The following is a 13,724-nucleotide window of genomic DNA, read 5'->3' as shown; positions in this document are numbered from 1 at the left end:
TTACGGTGTCTGCGAAGCGGCGGGATGATGCAGTGCCCCTGCGTTTTTTAGGGGCTGTCTCCCCAATTAGGATTTTCGTTCGTTGGCAAGGAAAACTAGCCTGCCATGAGGGAGTGCGGCAGCCGTTATGCGAGTCTTCGAGCATTACGGATGGCGACCGCAGAGCGTACTCTTATCGTATTCGACCGAGCCTTAGCCGTTAGACGAGCTTGCGAGTCTTACGGATAAGGACAGCAACGCCATGGCAGGCGAAGTTTGACGCCGCCAACGGGCGAAAAGACAATTTGGAGACAGCCCCTAGCTGTGCATGTCTCCGATAATCCGCTTGAGGTCCGACGCCAGCCGCGAGACGTCCTCCACCGCCTGTGACGAGTGGCGCATGGCTTCGGCCGTTTCGGCGGCGATGCGGGTGATCTCGTCCGTGGAGCGGTTGATTTCCTCGCTGGCGGCGGACTGCTGCTCCGACGCCGTGGCGATGGAGCGCACCTGGTCGGCGGTGTTTTCCACAAGGCCCACGATCTCGCGCAGCACGTCGCCCGAGCGGCGGGCCATGCCCGTGCCTTCCTCGATGGCGGCGGTGGCCTTTTCGGTGTTGTCGATGTTCTTGCGCGCGCTTTCCTGGATGCCCCGGATGGCGCTGCCCACCTCGTTGGTGGCGGTCATGGTCTTTTCGGCCAGCTTGCGCACCTCGTCGGCCACCACGGCGAATCCGCGTCCGGCGTCGCCCGCCCTCGCCGCCTCGATGGCGGCGTTCAGCGCCAGCAGGTTGGTCTGGTCCGCGATGTCGGCGATGACGTTCATGATCTGGCCGATGCCCTGGGCCTGGGTGCCCAGTTCGGCCATGTCGGCCTTGAGGTGCGACGCCAGATCATGGGCATGCTGGATGGTGCGCACCGAGCCGTCCACCACCCCGGCCCCTTCCTGGGCGCGGGCCTTGGCCTTTTCGGCCAGTTCGGCCGCGCTTCCGGCGTTGCGGGCCACCTCCAGCACGCTGGCGTTCATCTCTTCCATGGCGGTGGCCGCCTCGGCCGTGCGTTCCCGCTGGATATCGGACCCGCGCGAGGACTGCTCGATCTGCGCCGAAAGCTGCTCCGACGCGGCGGCCAGTTGCGATGCCACGTCGTCGGCCTCGGCCGAGGCGCGGGCGATGCGTTCGTTCTGCTCGGCAATGATGGCGGCCTGGCGCTTCATCTCGGTGGTGTCGATGTACAGGCAGAAGCCCCCGATGACGTTGCCGTCATAGTCCTGCAGGTAGGTGACGTTGGCCAGCACGTCCACCTTGCCGCCCTTGTGGCCGGTGATGACCACCTCGAGATTCCTGATGCTGGTCTTTTCGTCCATGGCCCGGCCCACGGCGGTCTTGCGGCCGGGGTCGTTGTAGAACACTTCGGCCAGGGTGCGGCCGTACTGCGCCTTGGGGTCGGTGTCGATCTCCAGCATGTCCATGCACGCCTTGTTGGTGAACACCGTGCGCTCCTCGCGGTCCACGATCAGCACGGGCACCACCATGGCATCCAGCACGCTCTGCGAGAAGCCCAGCTTTTCCTTCAGTTCCCCGACCATGGACCGGATGGAGGTGGCCAGGTCGTCCAGTTCGCAGCGGTAGACCCCGTCCATGACGGCGCGCAGGTCGCCCTGGGCCACCTGCCCGGCGAACTGGCGGATGCGGTTCATGGGAGCCAGGATCACCCGGCGGGTCAGCAGCACGATGGAACCGGTCATGGCCACGATGGCCACCAGCCCCGTCGCCGCCAGCAGCACCCGCTGCTGGCGCGCCACCGCGGCCAGGTCGTCCTCGTAGGCAGAGGCACAGATCTTCCAGCCGGTGAGCGGCATGGTGCGGCTGACCAGAATCTTGGGCTTGCCCTCCCACGGATATTCCACCTGGACGGTCTGCTGCCCCATGACGGTGCGCACGAACTCGTACTTGTTCATGTCTGCGAAGAGCAGGTCCTTCACGGGGTGCGAGATGAGCCTGCCGCCGCCGTCCAGCACGAAGGGATAGCCGTGTTCGCCGAATCTCACGCTTTCCACGAAGCGGGCGCTGAAACTGGACCAGTCCAGGGTGATGGCGATGCCCCCGCCCGACTGCCCCATGACGTTGAGCACCGGGGCCGCGATGGTGAACAGCACGTTACCCTTGGGTCCCTTGAACGGCACGGTGGCGATGAATTCCTTGCCCGCTCCGGTGGCGGCGAGCACTTCGGGCATGTCCAGCGGCTTGCCGGAAATCTCCTGCCCGTCCCCGGTGTAGCCGTAGAGCACCTTGCCCGTGGCGTCGAACGCGTAAATGGCCGCGTAATGGGGGTTGCCCTTCAGGGTCTGTTGCAACTGGTCCTTCATGACCAGGCTGGCGCTGCCGTACAGCACGCCGCTGGCCAGCGCCTTCTGCTGGGTCAGCCCGCGCACGGCGGTGAGGTTGCCGGTCACGAAGTCTTCGGCCGCCTTTTCGATCTGCTGCCCCACCTGGGCCATGTTGGCCGTCTCGCTACGCAGCATGCCGTCGTAGGCGGTGTTGGACGCGATGAACACGAACGCGCACATGAAGAAGATGACCAGCCCGCCGGTAAGGACGGTGATCTGCGTGGAGATGCTCTTGAAACGCATGTGGTACCCCCGGAAACAGTGTGTCTCTTGCCGGGCTTATCGACGCATTCCGGCGGTTGTTTAGACGGACCGGCCGTGACGGGCGCGAATGGCCCGCGCCTTCCGTACGCGGGAGAAGAGCGGCGCGGCCGCTCCGGCCCTGATGCGGGTTATGGGTACAGGCTAGCCGGAAGCGCGCCCACTGCCAAGCGGTTTCGGACACGTCACGCGCCGCGCGCGGGTCGTGACGTGCGCGGCGCGGACGGGAAAACGGGCGGGGGACGCCGTGCGGCGTCCCCCGTGATGTTGCGTGGCGAAGGCAGACCGGACCGGTTTCGGCCCCTGCGGCGGCTAGACGATGCCCGCCGCCGACAGGATGTCGCGCAGGCGCGACTGGTTGGCGGGCTGCAACGGCACCATGGGCAAGCGCAGTTCCAGTTCGATTCTGCCCATCATGGACAGGGCCGTCTTGACCGGGATGGGGTTGGTCTCCAGGAACATGGCCCGGTTGATGGACGCAATCTCGTAGTGCACCCGGCGCGCGGTGGCCAGGTCGCCCTCGAAGAAGGCGCGGCACAACTCGGACATCTTGGCGGGCACCACGTTGGAACTCACCGAGATGACCCCGCAGCCGCCCACGGCCAGCAGGGGCAGCACGGTAAAGTCGTCGCCGGACAGTACCTGGAAGTCGGCGCCGCAGTATTCGATGATCTCCGAGACCTGGATCAGGTTGCCGGTGGCCTCCTTGACCCCGATGACCTCGGGAATGTCGCGCTTCATGCGGGCCAGGGTTTCCGGACACAGGTTGGTGCCGGTGCGGCTGGGCACGTTGTACACGATGAAGGGCATGGGCACTTCGGCGGCGATGGCCTTGAAATGCTGGTACAACCCTTCCTGGGTGGGCTTGTTGTAGTACGGGGTGATCAGCAGCGCGCCGTCGGCCCCGGCCTGCCTGGCGTAGCGGGTAAGCTCCACCGCCTCGCGGGTGTTGTTGGAACCGGCGCCCGCCAGCACGGGCACGCGGCCCTTGACCTGCTCGACGCAGATGCGGATGACGTCCTTGTGCTCCTGGTGGGTGAGCGTTGCCGATTCGCCGGTGGTGCCGCAGGGGACAAGGCCGTTGATGCCCTGTTCGATCTGCCATTCGATGAGCGCGCGGTAGCGTTCCTCGTCCACCGCGCCGTTGCGGAACGGCGTGACGAGAGCGGTGAAAGCGCCTTGAAACTGCATGTTGCCTCCTTTGGGCCGGGTACCTGCTGCCCCGGCCTTGGACACGCCGTGCCCGTGGGCCGCCGCTTCCGCCGCGCCGCGCGGCCTGAACATGCGGCAGCGGGCGGCAACGGCAAGGGGGCCCGGCCGGGCCGGGTGCGTTACGCCAGGGCCAGCCCCAGCCCTTCCAGGAACATCTCGCCCGAGAAGACGCGCACGGCCTTGCCGGAAAGGAACACCGAGCCGCCTTCGATGGATATGCCGAGGATCTCGCCGCCGGAACTCCTGACGTTCACCGTGGATTCGGTAAGCCCCAGGGCGTGGGCCACCACCGCGCCCGCCGCCGCCCCCGTGCCGCAGGCGTAGGTTTCGTCCTCCACGCCGCGTTCGAAGGTGCGCAGGTGGATGTTTTTGCGGTCGATGACCTGCGCGAAGTTGGCGTTGGTGCCCGCGGGCGCGAAGTGCGCGTGGCGGCGCAGCGCTGCGCCCAGGGTGCGCACGTCCACGGCCGTGGCGTCGCGCTTGAACACCACGGCGTGGGGCACGCCGGTGTTCACGAAGTGCACCATCTCGCGGCCCTGGCCGAGGTCCAGTTCGATGCCCAGTGCAAGGTCGCGCGGCGGGGTCAGTTCCACCTTGGCCATCCCGGCGGCCACGTCGGCCTCGGCGCGGATGAGCCCGGCATCGGTGCCGAAGACGTGTTTCGGCCCGGCAAAGCCCAGTTCCACGGCCAGCAGGGCGGCGCAGCGGGAGGCGTTGCCGCACATCTCGGCGCGCGAGCCGTCGGCGTTGTAGAAGTGCCAGATGTAGTCGCCTTCGCGGTCTTTCGGCGTCTCGTCCAGAAAGACCAGGCCGTCGGCGCCCACGCCGAAGGCGCGGCGGCACACGGCGCGGGCCCAGTCGGGCATGTCCGCCACGGGCAGGCGCAGCGCCCGGTTGTCGATGAATACGAAGTCGTTGCCGCACCCGTGCAGCTTGTGGATGGGTACGGTGCGTGCCTTGCCGCTCATGCTGCGTGCTCCTTGTGTTGGCCGGGACCGGGGCGGGCGCGCGTTGCGCTGCCTACCGCGCGGCGGGAACCGTGCCGACGACCGCCTCGACGACAGGGTCCGGCTCCACGGCGTCCTTCAGGGGAACCTGCCGGACGGAAATATCCATGCCCACGATCCAGTGCCGGGGCTGCGAGCGGCCCTGAACCCGTTGGGGCCAGGCCAGTACGTCCACTACGTTGACGCTTCTGCCTTGCATGTCTGGCCGGGACCATAGCAGCGAAGGGGCCGCGCCGTCCACGACCCCGTCGAAGCCGGTGCCGATGCCGCCGCCGAGCAGGATGTGGAACGCCTGCCCCAGTTCCGCAAGGTAGCGCCGTTCGCCCAGGCCGCCCCATCCGGCCACGGCGATGACAAGGTCGGCCCGTTCAAGGGCGGCCTGTCCGGCGCGCACGGCCTGCGCGGCCATGGCGGGGGTGGGGTCTTCCCACGGCTTGGGCGGCGCAGGCAGGAAGACCACGGCCACGGTGCGTCCGCCGACATGGTGAAGGCGGGTGGCGGGCTCGCCGCCTATCTCGCGGAAGCCTGCGGGCTCGCCGCCCGCATGGTCGCGGAACCACGCGGCGGCAGCGGCGGAAAGATAACCGTCGTCCACGCGCAGCAGGTCGTAGGCCCTGCGCGTCATGGGGGCCAGGCGGCCCGCCGCGTCCTCTCCGGCATCGGGCGAAAATTCGTCGGGTCCGGCCAGCACCAGGGTCAGTATGCCGTCCTGCCCGCGCCACTGCCCGAACATGCTCGCCCGCCGGGCAAGCCCACCAGAGGTGCCGCCCCCTCAGGAAGGGCAGGGGTGCAGCGTTCCCTTGGTGCTGGCGTTGTAGAGGATGCGCAGCACCGGTTTATCAGATGCGCTGGCGAATGCGTTGGCGGATGCGGTGGCGGATGCGTTGCCGGGGCCGTTCTGCCCGTCCTGCGTCATCAGGGCGAAGTCGGACAGGCTGCGCGGGGCGGGCGCGTCAGTCGCGTCCGCCGGGCCGGAGTTACTGGACGGGTCAGAGCCGGACGGGGCGCACGCGGCCAGCAGCACGCACAGCAGCGCCGTCGGCAGGCAACGGCACAACCATGTCGCTGCCCCTTGGGGGCGCGGCCGATGGAAACGGGAAATCGGGGTCGGATTCGGGCGAAGCGTCGGGTCGGCGGCACGGAGAGCCCGTGCCGCCGTGCCGTCAGGCGATGGATGTGGGGACATCGCCTAATCGTTGAGGAATTCTTTCAGTTCCTTCCCGGCGCGGAAGAAGGGCAGGCGTTTGGGCTGGACGACGACCATGTCGCCGGTCTTGGGGTTGCGGCCGGAGTAGCCGCCGTAGTCCTTGACCTTGAAGCTGCCGAAACCGCGGATTTCCACGCGGTCGCCATCGGTCAGCGCTTCCTTCATGCTGTCCACGAAGGTATTCACGACCATGGCGGCTTCCTCGATGGGGATGTTCGTCTCTTCGGACAGCGTCTTGATGAGTTCGCTCTTGTTCATGGAGTCCTCCGTGGTGCGGCGGTGCGGTGGGTACGGTTCGTTCCGCCCCGAAAAACGTGGCCGGTAACTTCGGTTCGTGGCGTGGTGCCTGCCGCCGGATGCGCTGAAGCCTTGCCAGGACTGCCCGCCCGCAGGGTAAGGGGGTGGCGGAGGGACAATCCAGAAGACGATGGACGCACTATGGCCGAAGAGGGTCAAGGTTTCAAGGGGTTAATATGCCTCTTCCGAAAGTGCGCGCAAGGGCCGCCTGTCCGCCAGTTCCGGCAGCAGGGCGGCGCGCATGCGTTGCAGCTTGACCGCGATGGAAAAAAGGTCTTGCGCGGCGGGCGATTGCGGTGCGACGCGCATCAGCGGCTTCTGCCTGCGCACCGCGTCCGGCAGGGCCTTGTCCAGGCGCACGCCGCCCAGGAACTGCGGCTCGATGTCCAGGAACTTGCGGCAGGCGGCGGCAAGCCGCTCGAAGGTCTGGGTCTCTTCCTTGCGCGATTCCGCCTGGTTGACGATGACGAAGAAGTCGCGCACGCCGTGCTGGGTGGAAAGCACCTTCATCAGCGCGTAGCTGTCGGTGAGCGAGGTGGGCTCCGGCGTCACGATGACGATGCGCAACTGGGTCATGGCGGCGAAGGCCAGCACCGTGGGGTTGATGCCCGCGCCAAGGTCCAGGAACAGGAAGTCGTAGCGCGAGAACAGCGGTTCCAGCTTGCGCACCAGCAGGGCGCGCATGTCGCCGTCCATCTCCACCAGTTCGGGCACGCCCGATGCGGCGGGCAGGAAGTCGAAGCCGTCCGGCTCGATGGGCACGGCCACGTCGCGCGGGGTGGCGTCGCTGTCCAGAAGGTCCTGCATGTTCCTGTCCGGCGCGATGCCTAGCAGCACGTCCAGGTTGGCCAGCCCGAGGTCGCAGTCCATGAGCAGCAGGGGGTGCCCGCCGCGGTACAGGCAGTAGCCGAGGTTGAGGGCGATGTTGGTCTTGCCCACGCCCCCCTTGCCGCTGAGTATGGAAACGCTGAGTGTGGTGTTCTGCGTCATGTCCCGTCCGTGCATCAGGCCCGGCGTGGAAGCGGATCGCTCCAGCGGCGCCGGGTACTATTCGTCGTTGCCTGAAAAAAGAAACTGCTTCTCGTCCGACTGCACCATGGTGGAGCGGTCGTAGTCGGGCACGCCCGGCAGCCGGTGCACCCGCACGCGGGCCTTGCCCGAGGTCTTGGCCTCGTACAGGGCCTTGTCCGCCCGGTCCAGCAGGTCTTCCGCCCGGCACGCCGTGGCGCCCCTGCACCCGGCGATGCCCGCGGAAAACGTGACCCGGAAGGTTTCGCCCCGGCAGGTGAAGTCTTCGCCGCGCATCTCTTGCAGCAGCCGTTCCAGCAGGGCCTGGGCGCGCATGGGCGAGGCCCCCGGCAACAGCAGCACGAATTCCTCGCCGCCGATGCGGGCGGCCACGTCGTAGGCGCGGGTGGCGTCGCGCAGCAGGTCGGCCGTGCGGCGCAGCACAAGGTCGCCGCAGGCGTGGCCCCAGGTGTCGTTGACCCGCTTGAAGTCGTCCAGGTCCACCATGGCCAGGCAGATTTCCGCCCCGCCCCGGTGCACCCGTTGCAGTTCCAGTTCCACCTGGCGCAGGAAGGCCCGGCGGTTCATCAGGCCGGTGAGCGGGTCGTGGTCGCGCTGGTGGGCCAGCTCTTCCACGGCCTTTTGCAGTTCGCGCAGGTTGAAGTTGGAGCTTTTGTCCAGATCGATGGCGAACCACTGGCGCAGGCCGTGTTCTTCGGCCAGGGCCAGCCAGCGTTGCCGGGTCATGCCCGGAAACAGCCGCGCCACGGCCAGCAGGGGGCCGTCGGCCCGTTCGGCGTCGGTCGGGTCTTCACCGGCGGGCGCGGCATGGCGCGCGGCCTCTTCGGCCAGCGCGCGGCGCAGGGCGTCCAGTTCGCCCAGCAATTGGGCGGAATCGTGGGCGGAATCGCCGGTGTCCACAGACTGGGTGGATTCGGCGGATTGGGCGGGGTTGGCGGACCCGGCGCGCCCGGTGGACTGGACGGACTGGGCAGCCTTGGGGGCGTCAGTTGGTTTTCTGGCCATGGAGGTACAGCAGATAGTCCCGCAGGAGCTGATCGATGCGGCCGTCCAGCACGGCCTCGACGTCGCCTATTTCCGTATTGGTGCGGTGGTCCTTGACGAGGCGGTACGGTTGCAGCGTGTAGGTGCGGATCTGGCTGCCGAAGCCGATGGCGTCCTTGCCCGCGTACTGGGCCTTTTTCTCTTCTTCCAGCTTGCGCAGTTCCAGTTCGTACAGGCGGGCGCGCAGGATCCGCATGGCCGTGTCGCGGTTGCTGTGCTGCGACTTTTCGTTCTGGCACTGCGCCGAAATGCCCGTGGGCAGGTGGGTGATGCGCACGGCGGAACTGGTGGTGTTCACGCTCTGGCCGCCGGGGCCGCTGGAGCGGAAGATGTCGATGCGCAGGTCCGTTTCCTTGATGTCCACGGTGATTTCCTGGCCCACGTCGGGGATCACGTCCACCGAGGCGAACGAGGTGTGGCGGCGGCCCGAGGAATCGAACGGCGAGATGCGGATGAGCCGGTGGATGCCCTTTTCGCCCTTGAGCAGGCCGTAGGCGTTGGACCCGGCCATGCGCAGGGTGACGCTCTTCACGCCCGCCTCGTCGCCCGCCAGGTAGTCCAGGTATTCGGCCTTCATGTCGTGGGTGTCTGCCCAGCGCAGGTACATGCGCACCAGCATTTCGGCCCAGTCCTGGGCCTCGGTGCCGCCCGCGCCGGGGTGGATTTCCACGATGGCGGGCAGGCGGTCCTCCTTGCCGGAGAGGAGCATGTTCATCTCCGTCTCCTGCAACAGATTTTGCAAAACCGTCACCTGTTCGGCCAGCGATTCCAGGGCCTCCTGCCCCGGTTCGCCCGCCGCTTCCTCCTCCTCGGCCAGGGTCAGCCATTCGGTGACGTCGCGGCGGCAGGTTTCCAGGCGTTCCAGGCGGGTTATCTCGCCTTCGAGCTGGCTTTTCTCCTGCAGGACGGGGGTGAGCCTTTCGGGGTTGTTCCAGGCGTCGGGGCTGGAAAGCTGGCGCTCGATCTCGTCGAGGCGGTTGCGGTTGCCCGCAAGGTCAAAGACGCCCCCAGAGCGAGGCGTACTGGTCGATGAGGGTGGCGCTGCGCGCGCGCAGTTCGGCAAGCTGAAGCATGTGGATGGTGTCTGTTTGCGGGGTTGTGCGTGGGAGGAACGGCGCTCAGGACCGGCGGCGGGCGGGCAGCAGCAACGCTAAGGCCGCCAGCCCCAGGGCCACGGGCCACACCAGGTGCTGCACCCGGTGGAACACGGTGGTTTCCGTGCGGGCCGTGGCCATGCCGCCAATCACCTCCGCCCGGAACAGGCCGCCGCGTTCGGCGATGCGCCCGTGCGGGTCGATGATGGCGGAAATGCCGGTATTGGTGCCGCGCAACACGTAGCGGCCCTGCTCCACGGCCCGCAGCGCCGACAGTTGCAGGTGCTGCTCCGGGGCCGAGGTGGTGCCGAACCACGCATCGTTGCTGATGTTCACCAGGACGCTGGCGCCGTCGGCAACGCGCTGCTGGGCCAGTTCCGGGAAAATAGTTTCATAGCAAATGAGTATGCCCAGCGCAAGGTTGCCGAGGCGCAGCGGCGCCACGGAGACGCCGGGGGTGAAGTCGCCCACGCCCTGCATCAGGGTTTCCAGGAAGGGCATGTCCAGGCCCGGGGGGGCGTATTCGCCGAAGGGGACAAGGTGCTCCTTGTCGTAGTGCCCGGCGTCGCCGCCCGTAGCGTCCACCAGCATGGCTCGGTTGTACAGCAGAAAGCCCCGCTTCACCGGCGCGTTGACGTAGCCGGGCGTGCCCACCAGCACCGGGGTGCGGTTGGCGGCGGCAAAGGCGCGGATGGCCGGGCCGAATTCCTTGTGCTCTTGGAAATAGAAGGGCATGGCCGTTTCCGGCCAGACGACCAGGTCCGGGTGCCCGGCGGCCACGGCGTCCTTGCTCAGGGAAAGGTAGCGTTCCACCGTGGCGCGCTGGAAGGCGGGCTCCCACTTCTGGTCCTGTTCGATGTTGCCCTGCACCAGGGCCACCCGGAACGCTTCGCCGTCCTTGGGCAGGCCGCGCGACAGGATGTAGGCCCCGTACCCCACCAGCCCGAAGGCCACCAGCGAGGCGCCCAGCGCGCAGGCCAGGGTCTGGGCCAGCGACGACGGCGAAACGGACCGCCGCACGCCGGGGCAGCGGGGGCCGCATTCCGGGGCGATGGCCCCCATGGTCCAGCACACCACGGCCACCAGCAGGCCGGACAGGCCGTACGCGCCCACCACGGCCACGCCCTGGATGGCCACCGGCCACGGGACGAAGGCGGCGGACAGGGTCAGCCACGGGAACCCGGTCAGGAACACGCCGCGCAGCATTTCCAGCAGCAGCCAGGCGCAGCCCAGGAACAGGCCGCGCCGGAACGGGGCCAGCCGGTCGCGCGTCAAGCGCGCCACGAGGCAGAACAGGCCGCCGTACAGCCCCACGTAGGCGCCGATGGCCACGCCGCAGGGCACGGCCAGCACCCACGGCAACTGGCCGTATTCGTGCACGGGCAGGGCCAGCCAGTACAGGCAGGCCGAGGAACCGGCGATGCCGGTGAGCCAGCCCAGGCGGAAGGCGGACCAGCGGCCCGTGGCGCTAAGGCCCAGCAGCAGGAGGGCGAGGGGATAGGCAAGGGCGAGCAGGGGCAGGTGGGCCACCGGGTTGGGAAAGCCCAGCCACAGGCCGGTCGCGCCAAGGAGGATGCAGAGTGCGTTGCGCATAACCGGAGGTCAAAACCTCTGGGGGGGGAAAAGTCAAGGCCGACACGGAAACGCCGGGGCCCGGCCCAGGCCCGGCCCAGGCGCGGTCCAGGCGGGGCATGCCCGGCGGAAACCGCCTACACGGCTTCCAGCGGCCCCACGCGCACGGTGCGGATCTGCTTGGCGTCGGCCTCCACCACCTCGAAGCGGCGTCCGGCCAGGTCGAAGGCCTCGCCCGCCTGGGGCACGTGGCCCGCCAGCATGCTGAGGTAGCCGCCGATGGTGTCCACCTCGTCCGAGTCGAGGCTGATGCCCAACTCCTCCAGGTCTTCCAGCAGGGCGCGGCCCGAAAGCTGGTAGTTCTCGCCGTCCAGGACCACGATGTCCTCGTCGCGCGGGGTGTCGTGCTCGTCCTCGATGTCGCCCACGATGAGTTCCAGCACGTCCTCGATGGTCACGAGGCCCGACGTGCCGCCGTACTCGTCCAGCACGATGGCCATGTGGTTCTTGCGGCTGCGGAATTCCTGGAGCAGTTCGTAGACGTTCTTGGTCTCCGGCACGAAGTACGGCTCGCGCATCAGGTCGGCCACCGGGGTTGCGCACCCGGTGGGGTCGACGAAGCAGCGCAGCAGGTCCTTGGCGTAGACCACGCCCACGATGTTGTCGCGGTTGTCGCGGTAGATGGGGATGCGCGAGTGCCCGGAAGCGACGATGCGCTCGATGACCTCCGCGAGGGGGTTGCCCGCCTCCACGCAGTCGATGTCGGTGCGGGGGGTCATGATGTCCTGGACCTGCGTGTCGTCGAGGCTCAGGATGTTCAGCAGCATCGAGCCTTCTTCGGCGTCCAGTTCGCCTTCTTCGCGGGCCTCGATGATGGCCTGTTCCACCGAGTCGTTGGTGCGGCCATGGAACAGCCGCGCGATGCGCGACCAGATGGGACTGCCCGATTCTCCGTCCAAGGGGGGCTCCTGTGTTGTGGTGACGTCGCCGTGGGGCGGGGCGGTATTCGCCACCGGCGGCTGGCGGATCTGCCGCCGCGCACGGGCGTGTCCGGCTGGCCGTGCCTGCATGGGCGTGCGGCGCGGGATGCGCCCCGCACGGGGCCATGTGCGAGTCAGGCCAAGGTTGCCAGCGGACACGGGCGCTTGCGGTCCGGCGTCACACTACATCGCTCCCGCTTTCCCTGTAAAGCTCAAGGTGACGGCGGATCACCCAGTTGCCGAGGGGCTCCACCTCGCCCTCGTCGGACAGGGGCTTCCAGTCGGCCATGTGGGGGGCGTTGTCGCGGGCCTGGCCCCAGGCCAGCACCTGGGCGCCCAGTTCCACGTCGCGCGTCTCGAAGGCCACAAAGCGGTTCTGGATGCGGCATTGCAGCCAGAAGCCCAGGCTGCGGTCGTGCTGGGGGTCGTACAGTTCCAGCAGGGCGGCGAAGCGCCCGCCGATGTCCAGGTTCATGCCCCGCGCCGCCGCGGCGCGGGCCGTGGCGCGCGGCAGCAGCAGGCGCAGCCCGCCGCCGGAAAGGTTCAGCAGGGCCACGGGCTGGGCCTGGCTGATGTCCGGAAAGAGCGGGGCGGCGACATCGTCGGGGACCGTGTCCGCGCAGGCCGCCGGGGCGGACGCCGCGTCCCCGTCGGGGTCGGGGTCGGGGACGGGGTCCGGGGCGGCATCGCCGACGGGGCAGGGCGTGGCGTGGGCGGTGAAGCTGTTCAGGCTGGTGGCGTCGGGCAGGGCCAGCAGCGGCGCGCCCAGGCGGCGGCCGTCGGCCGGGGCCGGGGTGTCCGCCTCCATGGGCCACGCGGCAAGGCCCAGCACCAGGTGGCGCGGCACGTCCAGCCGCAGGAAGCCGCGCTTCTGGCGCCGCTCCAGCTTTTCCGGCAGGGCCAGGTCCACCAGCCATACCGCGTCGGCCGTGGCGCCGGGGCCGCGCGGGGCGTTGCGGTCGGGCGGCGGGGCGCGGTGCGCGCCGGTGATCACCGAGGTGAACTGGTAGTACACCTGCATGCGCTTCTGCTGGGTGCGGAAGTAGCAGTCCACCTCGCGCCCCTTCCATGATTCCGGAACGGCGCGCAGCAGCGAGCATTCCAGGGTCAGGGCGGAGCGGGTGACGGCCACGGCCGTGCAGTAGGTGGAGCGGCGGCCCGTGGGGCCGTGGAACTGCATCTCGAAGCGGCCGCGTTGCAGGATGGCGGCGTCGAACAATTCGCGGATCACGTGCGGGTCGTTGACCCAGCCTTCTGGGGTGTAGCTGGCGCGGCGCTGGCGCAGCCCGCCCACCAGCAGCACGGCGGCCAGCAGGGCGGCCACGGCGGCCACGATGAGCACGAATTCGCGCACCAGCGAAAAGTCGGCCTGGTAGTTGCCGAAGTTGCGCGAAATCTCGGCCAGGAAGCTGGCCGCGCCCGGAAGCGGAAAGGGAAGGGAAAGGCCGTCCGCCAGGGGCCGGACAAGGTCGGTGACAAGATCGGTGACGAGGCCGGAGAGGCGGAAGTCCAACGGGAACGGTGCGGCGCTGCTCATGATGGTGCCCCGGACTGTTGAGGTACGCCGAAGGACGCGCGGCAGACTGGGTGCGAAGCCGGACGGTCGCGCCCTGCACGGTAGCCTCAAACGGCGTCCGTCGCAACAGGCGGGGCGTCC

Annotated in this window: 11 protein-coding genes and 1 pseudogene; all 12 read right to left on the bottom strand. The window is 68.4% G+C overall.

Features of this window, described 5'->3' with window-relative positions:
* Positions 1–297 precede the first annotated feature (297 nt).
* Positions 298–2,607, bottom strand: a complete 2,310-nt coding sequence (locus tag ACR4XJ_RS04305; protein ID WP_434754039.1) for a methyl-accepting chemotaxis protein — start codon at positions 2,605–2,607, stop codon at positions 298–300.
* Between the two features lie 330 nt (positions 2,608–2,937).
* Positions 2,938–3,816 (bottom strand): 4-hydroxy-tetrahydrodipicolinate synthase, encoded by an 879-nt coding sequence (gene dapA, locus ACR4XJ_RS04300; RefSeq protein WP_434754038.1) that lies wholly within the window; start codon positions 3,814–3,816, stop codon positions 2,938–2,940.
* Between the two features lie 140 nt (positions 3,817–3,956).
* Positions 3,957–4,805 (bottom strand): diaminopimelate epimerase, encoded by an 849-nt coding sequence (gene dapF / locus ACR4XJ_RS04295; RefSeq protein ID WP_434754037.1) that lies wholly within the window; start codon positions 4,803–4,805, stop codon positions 3,957–3,959.
* 52 nt (positions 4,806–4,857) lie between these two features.
* A pseudogene (locus tag ACR4XJ_RS04290) lies at positions 4,858–5,604 on the bottom strand (UshA-like (seleno)protein family 2); the annotation flags it as partial.
* 12 nt (positions 5,605–5,616) lie between these two features.
* Positions 5,617–5,901, bottom strand: coding sequence for a hypothetical protein (locus tag ACR4XJ_RS04285; protein ID WP_434754036.1), 285 nt, complete (start codon positions 5,899–5,901; stop codon positions 5,617–5,619).
* Between the two features lie 132 nt (positions 5,902–6,033).
* Complete coding sequence (locus tag ACR4XJ_RS04280; RefSeq protein ID WP_333507408.1) at positions 6,034–6,309, bottom strand: HU family DNA-binding protein; 276 nt, start codon at positions 6,307–6,309, stop codon at positions 6,034–6,036.
* A gap of 210 nt (positions 6,310–6,519) precedes the next feature.
* Complete coding sequence (locus tag ACR4XJ_RS04275; RefSeq protein ID WP_434754035.1) at positions 6,520–7,338, bottom strand: MinD/ParA family protein; 819 nt, start codon at positions 7,336–7,338, stop codon at positions 6,520–6,522.
* A 57-nt stretch (positions 7,339–7,395) separates the two neighbouring features.
* Complete coding sequence (locus ACR4XJ_RS04270; protein ID WP_434754034.1) at positions 7,396–8,382, bottom strand: GGDEF domain-containing protein; 987 nt, start codon at positions 8,380–8,382, stop codon at positions 7,396–7,398.
* A protein-coding gene (gene prfB / locus ACR4XJ_RS04265; RefSeq protein WP_434754033.1) for a peptide chain release factor 2 occupies positions 8,363–9,494 on the bottom strand; the annotation gives its coding sequence in 2 pieces (ribosomal slippage) (positions 8,363–9,418 and positions 9,420–9,494; 1,131 coding nt in all). Before prfB ends, ACR4XJ_RS04270 begins: the two co-directional genes overlap by 20 nt.
* A gap of 45 nt (positions 9,495–9,539) precedes the next feature.
* Positions 9,540–11,108, bottom strand: a complete 1,569-nt coding sequence (lnt, locus tag ACR4XJ_RS04260; protein WP_434754032.1) for an apolipoprotein N-acyltransferase — start codon at positions 11,106–11,108, stop codon at positions 9,540–9,542.
* Positions 11,109–11,224: 116 nt separating this feature from the next.
* Positions 11,225–12,046, bottom strand: a complete 822-nt coding sequence (locus ACR4XJ_RS04255; RefSeq protein WP_434754031.1) for a hemolysin family protein — start codon at positions 12,044–12,046, stop codon at positions 11,225–11,227.
* 199 nt (positions 12,047–12,245) lie between these two features.
* On the bottom strand, positions 12,246–13,604 hold the full coding sequence (locus ACR4XJ_RS04250) for a hypothetical protein (RefSeq protein WP_434754030.1): 1,359 nt from the start codon (positions 13,602–13,604) through the stop codon (positions 12,246–12,248).
* Between the last annotated feature and the right edge of the window lie 120 nt (positions 13,605–13,724).

Source organism: Nitratidesulfovibrio sp. D1 (assembly GCF_051133415.1).
In the GTDB taxonomy this organism is placed as follows: Bacteria; Desulfobacterota; Desulfovibrionia; order Desulfovibrionales; family Desulfovibrionaceae; genus Cupidesulfovibrio.
This window is presented reverse-complemented; position numbering and strand designations above follow the sequence as displayed.